Origin of the sequence: Mesorhizobium sp. M0633 (genome assembly GCF_040320645.1) — a bacterium.
Taxonomy (GTDB): Bacteria; Pseudomonadota; Alphaproteobacteria; order Rhizobiales; family Rhizobiaceae; genus Mesorhizobium.
Genome location: NZ_JAMYQC010000072.1, coordinates 1 through 9412, shown reverse-complemented (window position 1 = coordinate 9412; position 9412 = coordinate 1). Strand labels below are relative to the sequence as shown.

The following is a 9412-nucleotide window of genomic DNA, read 5'->3' as shown; positions in this document are numbered from 1 at the left end:
GTCCCAGAATCCAGCCTGGCCTCGCATCCAACGCCTCCGTGCAAATCACCAGGCGAAGTGAATCAAAATGCGGTCTCGATTGCCAGGTTTTTCGAGGTGTCCATTTGGCTCAAGCGGTGCGACTGATGCCCTCAGATAAACGGTGTCTGCGGCCTCGGGGTCGAGATGCAGATCGCCGATTTCACCGCGCGCTCTATAGGCGTTGCCGTGCCAGCGGTACCATTTGATGCGGTCGAACGTGTCGGCCATTTCGATATCGGCCTTGCGGTCATGGTGCTGGAGTGCTCGCTGCCGGGTCCGATCATTTCGGCAAGGCAGTCCACAAAAGCGGCCAGCCTAATGGCGTCAGCGCATGGCTGGTTCTTTGGGGCTCTGAAGCGATCATTGCCGTATCGCCACGCCACCAAACGGCAGCTTAATCGCCGGAATAAATAGTCGAAACGATTTATCGCCATTTCCCTTGTGCTGCCGCGTTCAACCGCTGCCGCCAAGACCCGCCTTGTCCGCTCCGCGCTTCTCGTTCCAAGCTGCCCAGACCTGATCCGTTGTACTGGAATGCCTCGCCGATCGAAGGTGAGGAAACAAACTGCCGTTAAAGATCTGATCGAGGTTCTTTGCGACATAATCGGGAGCGCCGTTCTCGTCTTGACGCAACTCGCCGCAGTTGTTGAGGCCAGTGGTTACGAGAAGTGCGTCGAGCCCGGCAGCCTTTGCGCCCTTGATATCAGTATCAACCTGATCGCCGATCATCAAAAGACGGTCGGTACCGGCCCGAGCGATGCACTCTTCGAAAATCGCTCTTCCTGGCTTGCCCATAAACTCTACTGAGATTGGAGGGGCTCCGAATGGCGCTAGTCCTGCCTGAAGCATTGGCCCTATTATGCTTGGTCCAAAGACGAGTGAGCCGTTCTTGCCAGGATAAATGATGTCCGCGTTTGCCGCTATAATACGGGGCATTTCGCCCGTCTCGACCAGTCTGCGTTGAAAGGTCGACAGGATGTGATCGGCAGCCCGTTTAAAATCGAAACCTTCGTCATCGAGCACTACGAGTGTGTCGAATGTCTCGGCCGTGTCAGCGCAATGAAGATTTGGATGCTTGGCGAAGATCTCGTGCGCAGCGTGTGCACTGCCCACATACGAAACTAGCCGCCCGGCCGCCAGCTCTTCGAGCACGCGATGTCGCGCAACACCTCCCGCGGACACGATACGGTCGACCGCCGGAATCGGAAGTCCCGCGCCGCGGAGACGTGCGAATATCGTTTCATCCGATCCACTGCTGATATTCGTCACGATGTAGTATGGCTGACCGGACATATTAAGTCGGGCCAAGATATCAGCAGCACCGGGGAGCGCTGCATTTTCGCTGATCAGGACCCCCATCGCGTCGAAAAGTATCGCGTCATAGCAATCTGCCAGTGTCTGAGGAGGACGCTCGAGCGTTGGTAGGCTGTCGAGGGCCGCGGTCAGAGCACAGGCCGACTCCGTCCCTGACTGAACCGCACGCGTCTTGAACGGCGCAAAGTAGCCTTGATAAGCCTCTTGCAACGCTCTGATGCACCAGTCGTCGCGTGTGATCTTGCCGCGGCAATGTGGGGCGCCACACTTACAGCCGGAAAAACCGCCTGCCTGAGATCCGGTCATTGCGTAGTCAGGAGCTCGACGGCCCCCTCCTTGCTCGCAACGATATGTTGCATCGCCACAAGCGTGAGTGCATCAGATAGTCCGACAGTCGGTTCACAGCTAAGATTGATTGCTCCGATCCGTGAGATCTCATCAGCGTTTTCGGGGCAAACGTACGAGCGCGGGTGAGCCTGATGGCCGAACTTGCCCACCTTCGCCACATAGGCATCGATAGAATCGGCTGGAACAAGGCGGCCACCGAACCGTCCAATGATTTCGCCCTTGCTGACGGACCTTATCGCGAGAAGGCCCTGTCCTGTGAGGTCAACGCTGCCTTGCATCTTGACGACTCCTGGAGCCTATTTGCGGGCTGAGGACACAATCTCCTACCGGCAGTTAGACAGGAAAATACAGATCTGCAGTATGTTCTGAGTAGATCAACCGCCTTTGTTGAGTATCATTGGTCATGATATCGCCCCTGAACAAGCTCTCTGTCACGCGCGCCTAACGCTTCGGGTGGCATGCTGGCATTGCACGTCTCGCTATAAGCCCAGGCCAGCCACTCGCATAAAATCGCCAAGTCGTCTGCCTCGACCGTAGGCCCCGCCCATATCCGAAATCCCGGTGGCGCGTCACCGTAGCTCCAGATGTCAAAAGCCGCGTCTTCGGCTTCGAGCAGACGGATCATCCCCGCAACGATTTTACCGTCGTCCTCTTTATCGCCGGCAGCGAGCTGCTCTCGTACAAGCCGAAGAGTAATTGAACAGGTGGAGCGTGCTGCCGGATTGGTGCAAGTCCAATCAATCCAAGGAGTAGAGTTTACCCAGTCGGCCATCACAGCATAGTTATTGGCAACCCTCTTCAGAAGCGCGGGTAGTCCGCCGCACGCTTCGGCCCAGTCGAGCGCAGAGTGGATATCCTCGACGGCGAACATGCTGGGGGTGGAGATCGTCCGGCCGCCAAAGAACGCTTTGTTCACAGATCCGTCGGGGTTGTGCAGTCTGATGAGCCTGGCTACAGGCTTACGTCCGCTGGCTTTCAGCCGTGCCTGGGCTCGAGGCGAGAGCGCGATCATGCCGTGGCCGCCTTCGCCGCCAAGCGCCTTCTGCCACGACCAGCACAGAACATCGATCCGATCGAAGTCGATGTGCCTCGTAAAAGCTGCCGAGACGGCATCTGCGATCACAAGCCCGGCACGGTCAGGAAGAATCCAGTCAAGATCCGGTGGACAAACGCCGCTGCTGGTGCCGTTTAGCACTAGAACGATGTCGTGATTGGGGTCGATCCTGCTAGTGCTCGGAAAATCTCCGTAAGCACAAATGTGCCGGCTTTGGCGGGCAAGCTCCAACGTATCGATCTCATTTGCCCAATACTGCGAGAAGCTGTCGGACAAGAATGTCTCGACTGGAAAAGGGCCGAGTAGATTTTGCAAGGCCATGCTGCAGGCCCCAGTGCCCGAACCGGGCACGATTCCGCAGAGCCAGCTATCAGGCAGCTCCAGCAAAGAGGCCATGCGCCTGACTACCCCTCCTAGCCTTTCTGCTCCCTCGGAGCTCCGGTGACTTCGTCCAACATGGCGCAGCATAGTTGGGTGCACGCTCCAACCAGGATGTTTACGGCAAGGGCCTGATGCAAACCGCGGATCCGACGGGAGGACCGATGGTTTCACAACCGCATTTGGGAGAGTCATGGCTTCCTCCAAATTGGGAAAAAGGGGCACCTCGACGGAGATATCCGCGATCAGGGGATATCCTGCGCCATCAGCGCCGACAGCTTTTCATTGGCAAAACTCATCCGTTCATCGGCGCGGAGGTCCGAAAGGCGCCTGATAATCGCGGCGTCAGACAATGCCCGGCCTTCACGTAGCTTTTGAACATAGGTCGGATGGATAAAGTTTGAGCCCGCGAATTGGTATGCCGCGCTGCTGCCCCAGCCATACCGTTTGCGAAGCGGATCGAAGTGACGCAGGACGTGCTCGAGGAGTGCCCTTTCCTTGGATGTTTCGAGGTGAGTGAGAATCGGTAGGAGTTGCTCACTGGCCGTATTTCCCGCCCCGCGGCCCATGCCCCCCATGGTGCAGTCTATCCAGGTCGCTCCCGCCGTCACGGCGGCAACTGAATTGACCAGCGCATATCCGCGGTTGTCATGGCCGTGGAATCCAATGTCAGCCTCGATTCGACCCGCAAGCCGGTCGATTAATTCCTGCACGCGAGTCGGCTTCATAGAGCCAAAGGAATCGGCAACATAAAGCACGTCGATGGTGTCGATCTGCTTAACCTCCTTCAGGCACATCTCAACTTCTGCAGCATTTGCTGCATCGATTTGCATGAGATTCAAAAACACACGGAAGCCTCTGTGAGACAACTCAGCGCAAATGTTCCGGCAGGCAGCCAAGTTGCTGTAATGCGCCGCCACGCGGACGGTCGTGATATGCCCTGGCACTAGTCCTTCTGTCAGGCGGATCACGGCAAGGGGTATAGGCAGTTCGCTCGCAAGCACATCCTTGGCATCGATCATCACGCATGCCTTGACCAGGAGACCAGCAGCCACCTGTTCGGCCTTAGAGCTCGTCACACTGGCGAAATATCCGTGGCTCTCGGGCTTTCCGGCGAGCCCCAGCTCAACCATGCGCACTGGGAGAGTGTTGATAGTAGCGACATAGTCAGACACCAGTTCCGGCGCGAAATTCCAATTTGTGTAGTAGCCACCGTCGCGCAAAGTGCAATCTAGGAAGTTCACTTCGTCTGGTATTGTGTTTAACATTGCCCATCCTCCTCCAAATACCGCCACAACATCGAAGCATCCTGCATCAGCTCGCGGCGTAGCCCCCATCGACGTAGAGAATCTCGCCTGTTACGAACGATGCAGCTGGGCTCGCGAGGAAAATATAAGGCCCGAAATATTCGGACAAATTGCCGCGGCGTCGCATCGGAGTGAGTTCCATTGCGCGGCGCTGATAAGGGCTATCGAGATTAGTATGCACCCCATCCATGAAGTTGTTGATGAATCCAGGTGCGACGGCGTTTACACGAATACCCTTATTGGCCCATTCTACCGCCATGGTGCGCGTCAGTTGATTGACGCCACCTTTGCTCGCAGCATAGACAGTCAGGCCCGGTATGCCGAGCGAACTGGCGACCGAAGAAGTCATGATGATGCTGCCGCCGCCTTGATCCAGCATTGCTTGGGCGGCAAACTTGGCACAATAGTAGTAGCCACGCAGATTGGTATCGAGAATTTCGTCCCATTCCGGCTCTTCATATGAATGCGCTGGCTTAATGATGTCGGTACCTGCGTTGCAGACCATCACATCGATCTGCCCAAACCGGTCGATTGTGGCACTGATCAGTGCCTTGCAATCGTCGTGCGACCGCACATCGGCGCGGATAGCCGTCACGTTGATTCCTTGGCCCGCAAGTTCGGCCTCCGCTTCGGTCAGCTCTTCAATATTGTGCGAGGAAAGGACTACCTTCGTACCCAACCGTCCAAAGCAGGTGGCGAGCGACTTCCCTAGACCGCGGCTCGAGCCTGAAATGCAGACTACCTTGCCATTAATTCCGAAGAGCTCCTGGTATGCTTCTGCGCCAATTGCAGAATTACGAGTTGTATCAGACATAATAGATTACCAATTCCAGCTATGATTTTCGCTTTAGTTCAGGTCAAAGTCATCGTTCAACAGGCAAGATCAGCGTGATGCAAATCGCAAGAGCGGCGACGCCCGCGACAGCAAAGTAAACATCTTGGAAACCAAACGCTGTTTTGAAGATGGCCGCCCGTGAAGTTCCAAAGGTTGTACCGAGCGCTAGAAAGACGTTGGTGATCGCGAATATAATCATGGCGTTTTCAGGCGTGGCCGTCTTGCTGATGTAGGCCTGGATTAAGCCACAGACTGCATAGAAGGCCAGACCGGAGCAAATTGCCGCCAGCTGTAGCATCAATGCATTGTCCTGAAGCGCGATGAACGCGCTACCCGCAATGAGCACACCATAGTAGAAGAAGACATTGCGATGCTCCTTCGTTGTCCAGGTCTGGCTCATTTCGAACTTCACAACCGCCATCGGCAGGCTGACGACAAGGCGCTCCTTGAATGAACCTTCAAGCCGGCAAATTCGGCCACCATCCGTCGCTTTGCCGGCTTCTCCAATCTTCACCGTGGCGCAACCTGCCTCGAAAAGACGCGTGCCAAGGTCAAAATCGCCTTCGATGCCCTGGTTTTCTGGCACAAGCTGCGTACGAGTGATGCGAACTCCACTTGATTCAAGCTTTCGGACAACATCCGAGGTCCGCACCATTGTCCGGTGATCGCGAGGGTTGAGGAACATACGTCCCGCGGTCTCCCCTTGCTGTTCTACCGTGTTGCAGGCCTCGAGAGCGCAGATACCCGGATCCCCCGAGACCCGCTCCACGTTAGCAATGCTGGGCATGTTGAGGAGTCCATAAGGCCCGTTTAAAAGGGCTTGGTTCTCAGCTGTAAGGAGCCGCGGCACCAGGCGGGTGGCAATAAATGAAGTTAGCGCTTCCGTATCGCGGAACATCGCCTCGTGCACGCCAATCCAGGCGCGTGTGGGATAGAGATCAACCGTTTCGGCATGGCAAAAGGCGCGTTGAAACTCAGGAAGCGCGTCGACCCCCTCAGCTGCCTCAACCACCTCTTCAGAATTCATATCATACCAGTAACCCGACTCGCGCTGTAAAAGATCGACTTCCTTGAATCGATCGCGCACTGTCAGGCGCGGTGTCGGAGGGTTGGCGGAGTAATTTTCAAGCGTCAGAAGACTAAACGGGAAAGTGAGTTCCTGCTCAGGACGATGGCGAATACACGCATGTGCGATTGAACGGCCGAGATCGATGACGGTTCTGTTTGCGTTGGCTTCGTTCATGCGACGGCTCCTAGTGCGACGAATTGTTCAGACGGTTGCACTCAGCCCACCATCGATGACGATCAGGGCGCCGCTGACATAGGCCGCGCGGGCGCTGGCCAAAAATGCAGCGATTGCTGCGAATTCCGAGGGATCGCCAAGGCGTCGGGCTGGGGTTCTATCCTCGAGCGCACGGATGGCTTCGGCGTGGCCGCCGAGGCGATTGGCTTCGTGAATCGCGGTGCTGTGTGCTCCAGGAGCGAGCACGTTTACGGTGATGCTCTCGCCCGACAATTCTTGTACGAGCGTGTGGCAGTAGGGCACTAGCCCTGCTCGTGCGACACCCGACAGCGCGAAATGTACTGGGGTCCGTACAATAGCCTCGGAAGCGAGCATCAATATTCGCCCCGCCCGCGAGCGCCGCAGATACGGCAAGGCAGCCGTAACTAGATTTATCGAAGGTAAAAGCACTCGGTCAAACGCCTCGTCGAAATCCTTAGGCGTCATGGCCGAGGGTGGCCCGGCAGAAACGCCGCCGCAATTTGTCACCAAGATGTCGATACACCGAAAATGCTCTGCTGTTTCGGCAACCCAAGCTGCTGCATCGGCGCAGTCAGTTACATCGGTCGCGCGCGCCAGCACTTCGGCACCTGTGCTGCGCAACCGATCCACTGCTCTTTCTAGCCGCCCCGGATCCCGCCCACAGATGGACAGGCGGCAGCCTTCGTTGGCTAACTCCTCAGCTGTGGCCAAACCTAAGCCGCTGGAGGCGGCCGCGACCATTGCCACCTTGCCGTCAAGCCCTAAATCCATTTTTTTTACCCCTAATCAACATCACCACGCTTCTTGGCACCGTTGCAGACAGCCAAGCATTTATCGTGCCAAACGAAAAAATCTGCTCAAAACAGTAGGATAGCCCTGCTGATAAAACTTCGGTTTGCTGTAAGTGCATGATGATGACACAAATGCACGGAATCCGACGTAACTCCGCCGTCGTTCCGATAGGTGACCGGTCGCCTTCCGGTTCTGAAGACAGTGTTGGGTAAGCAACTTAAGGCGAATTAGTAGTGTACAATATTGGCCGCAGCGTGCCGCTCGACCGCTACCAAGCCTCGCCGCGCCAGTATCACGAAACTGTCCGCCATTTGAATACGCCAAGGGCAATATTCTGCGTCGCGTAGCAGCATGGTTTCGTCCATTCTTGGCCGCACCATGCGTTTGTGCAGGCCTTCGCCTTCAGGCCAACCGCCGCGACGGCGTCTTCGACGCCTGGTTCAGACATCAGAAAATAGAAAACATCGACCTCAATGCCTTGGGGCGATAGCATGCATAACTGTTCGCGATGTCCTCGCAAACCTGTTCGCAATGTCCCGGTCCAGACACGCAGGAGGCGTGTTGGTGAGCCATTTCGAATGGGTGAATCTGACCCACAACTGTTTTGGCTTGATGAAAAGACGGCGGAGCGAGCGACGAAACCAGACAATCGCCACAGCGCTCGAGAGGATAACAGGCAGGCCGATTCCAGCCGATATGCGCGACGAATTTCTTGAAGGGGCGCCGAGATCGATCTCGTGCGGTCCCCTCCCCTTATGAGGACGTCATGCGCAGCACTTGGGCCCGTATCAACCTCCTTGAGGGAGCTGCCGGGACTTTCAATGGCCTCGCGCAAGGACGCCGGCATGGGTCGGACCTACCCGGCCTCGGCTAGACAAGGCGAAACCAATGGATCGTGTGCGGTCAGTTCGGTCAGGTATAGCGTTTCGTTCGATGCCCGACCGAGACCAAAAAGGCCAACAGCTCCCGAGGTCAACCCCAAGAGGTCGGTTCGCCTCCCGGCCATTCTTTGGATTGATCCGACATACCGCGTTACGCCACAATGAATTATCTGCCTCGAATATGGGAAAACGTTCAAATCGCTGAAGCGTTGCAGCGACCGCGGTGGATGCTGCCGACCTGCCGTACTCCATGGCGATGCGGAAGGTCCAGGCAGCGCCGCATTGGTTCTACGCCGAACATCCCGAAGCGATGGCACATTCGCCCCCGGCGCCAGCGCCAAGCGCACAAATTCTTCCTTCTGGATCATCACGCGCCTGGCCTCGAATGGCACCACGAACTGCCCGCGCAAGGCGCACGAAACTGGTCGCGATGTCTTCGCACACCTGTTCGCGATGTCTCCGGTCGAAACAGGTCCCTTGTGGGGGAGATCGCTCACATTGCCTAAACCGCAATCCTTGGCCTTCCCGAGGCCACTGCTCATCGCCATAGATGTCGAATTTTCCTCTCGCCGATCGAGGGTTTATCACACCCTATACGAACGTTCCCCTCTCGGAATCCAAGCGACGTCGGCGTTCTCGACCTGCCCGCCTGCAAGAGGCCGAAGGTCGATACCATCGTGCGGCTCAAGGGCGGGCCAGGATGATCCTGGCGAGCGACAGCCTCTGTCGCAACCCGTTCGAAGTCGCCAACGCACCACTATGGCTGCGGCTTCGTCAGCTTGGCTCGGTACTCCTCGTCCAAGATGGCGGGCAGTGATATCTTCTTGGTTCGCGCGCCGTCGACGGAGATCATTTCACCGCTAACGAAACTGGAATCCTCACTAGCTAACCATAGGACCGCATTGGCTATCTCTTTTGGGGCGCCAATCCTTCCCACCGGATGAAGTTGCCCCAATTCCCGCTCGATCAAGCTTCGGTCCGGGTGCATCTCGACATAGGCCCGATTCAGCTCGGTATCGATCCAACCAGGGCAAACGGTATTGCAACGAATACCATCCGGCCCAAGGTCAACTGCCAGTCCCAGCGTAAGACCATGCACGCCGGCCTTCGAGGCGGCGTAGGCAGTATGCCAAGGGTTGACCATATAGCCCTCGACCGACCCGATGTTGACGATCGTGCCCGAGCCGATACGTCTCATTTCCGGGACCACATACTTGG

The 9412-nt window shown here is 56.8% G+C and carries 9 protein-coding genes and 1 pseudogene; 3 read left to right on the top strand and 7 right to left on the bottom strand.

Going from position 1 to position 9412, the window contains the following annotated elements:
• The first annotated feature begins 165 nt into the window (after positions 1–165).
• Positions 166–435: a hypothetical protein gene (locus NKI47_RS34075; protein WP_352596044.1), complete on the top strand. Its 270-nt coding sequence runs from the start codon at positions 166–168 to the stop codon at positions 433–435.
• A 39-nt stretch (positions 436–474) separates the two neighbouring features.
• Here the strand turns inward: NKI47_RS34075 and NKI47_RS34070 are convergent, their stop codons facing one another.
• Positions 475–1641: an HAD-IIA family hydrolase gene (locus NKI47_RS34070; protein ID WP_352596039.1), complete on the bottom strand. Its 1167-nt coding sequence runs from the start codon at positions 1639–1641 to the stop codon at positions 475–477.
• Between the two features lie 173 nt (positions 1642–1814).
• Between NKI47_RS34070 and NKI47_RS34065 the strand changes: the two genes are divergently transcribed.
• Positions 1815–1994 (top strand): hypothetical protein, encoded by a 180-nt coding sequence (locus NKI47_RS34065; RefSeq protein WP_352596036.1) that lies wholly within the window; start codon positions 1815–1817, stop codon positions 1992–1994.
• A gap of 83 nt (positions 1995–2077) precedes the next feature.
• Here the strand turns inward: NKI47_RS34065 and NKI47_RS34060 are convergent, their stop codons facing one another.
• The 5 genes from NKI47_RS34060 to NKI47_RS34040 all read right to left on the bottom strand — a co-directional run bounded on the left by NKI47_RS34060 (position 2078) and on the right by NKI47_RS34040 (position 7292).
• Entirely contained in the window at positions 2078–3133 is a 1056-nt protein-coding gene (locus NKI47_RS34060) for a PLP-dependent aminotransferase family protein (protein ID WP_352596033.1), read from the bottom strand.
• 227 nt (positions 3134–3360) lie between these two features.
• A complete protein-coding gene (locus NKI47_RS34055; protein WP_352596030.1) occupies positions 3361–4383 on the bottom strand; it encodes a hydroxymethylglutaryl-CoA lyase-like TIM-barrel protein in 1023 nt (340 codons plus the stop codon).
• A 46-nt stretch (positions 4384–4429) separates the two neighbouring features.
• A complete protein-coding gene (locus tag NKI47_RS34050) occupies positions 4430–5236 on the bottom strand; it encodes an SDR family NAD(P)-dependent oxidoreductase (protein ID WP_352596027.1) in 807 nt (268 codons plus the stop codon).
• Positions 5237–5285: 49 nt separating this feature from the next.
• Positions 5286–6500 (bottom strand): family 3 encapsulin nanocompartment shell protein, encoded by a 1215-nt coding sequence (locus NKI47_RS34045; protein ID WP_352596024.1) that lies wholly within the window; start codon positions 6498–6500, stop codon positions 5286–5288.
• A 27-nt stretch (positions 6501–6527) separates the two neighbouring features.
• Entirely contained in the window at positions 6528–7292 is a 765-nt protein-coding gene (locus tag NKI47_RS34040) for an SDR family oxidoreductase (protein ID WP_352596021.1), read from the bottom strand.
• 567 nt (positions 7293–7859) lie between these two features.
• Between NKI47_RS34040 and NKI47_RS34035 the strand changes: the two are divergent.
• Positions 7860–8103, top strand: a pseudogene (locus NKI47_RS34035) (glutamate dehydrogenase); the annotation flags it as partial.
• Between the two features lie 848 nt (positions 8104–8951).
• Here NKI47_RS34035 and NKI47_RS34030 read toward each other — a convergent pair.
• On the bottom strand, positions 8952–9412 hold a 461-nt coding region (locus NKI47_RS34030), incomplete at its 5' end, for an SDR family NAD(P)-dependent oxidoreductase (RefSeq protein ID WP_352596018.1).

Excerpts from the sequence above, each read along its gene's own strand:
- NKI47_RS34075 (WP_352596044.1), top strand. The coding sequence starts at position 166 with ATGCAGATCGCCGATTTCACCGCGCGCTCTATAGGCGTTGCCGTGCCA.
- NKI47_RS34070 (WP_352596039.1), bottom strand. The coding sequence starts at position 1,641 with ATGACCGGATCTCAGGCAGGCGGTTTTTCCGGCTGTAAGTGTGGCGCC.
- NKI47_RS34065 (WP_352596036.1), top strand. The coding sequence starts at position 1,815 with ATGGCCGAACTTGCCCACCTTCGCCACATAGGCATCGATAGAATCGGC.
- NKI47_RS34060 (WP_352596033.1), bottom strand. The coding sequence starts at position 3,133 with ATGGCCTCTTTGCTGGAGCTGCCTGATAGCTGGCTCTGCGGAATCGTG.
- NKI47_RS34055 (WP_352596030.1), bottom strand. The coding sequence starts at position 4,383 with ATGTTAAACACAATACCAGACGAAGTGAACTTCCTAGATTGCACTTTG.
- NKI47_RS34050 (WP_352596027.1), bottom strand. The coding sequence starts at position 5,236 with ATGTCTGATACAACTCGTAATTCTGCAATTGGCGCAGAAGCATACCAG.
- NKI47_RS34045 (WP_352596024.1), bottom strand. The coding sequence starts at position 6,500 with ATGAACGAAGCCAACGCAAACAGAACCGTCATCGATCTCGGCCGTTCA.
- NKI47_RS34040 (WP_352596021.1), bottom strand. The coding sequence starts at position 7,292 with ATGGATTTAGGGCTTGACGGCAAGGTGGCAATGGTCGCGGCCGCCTCC.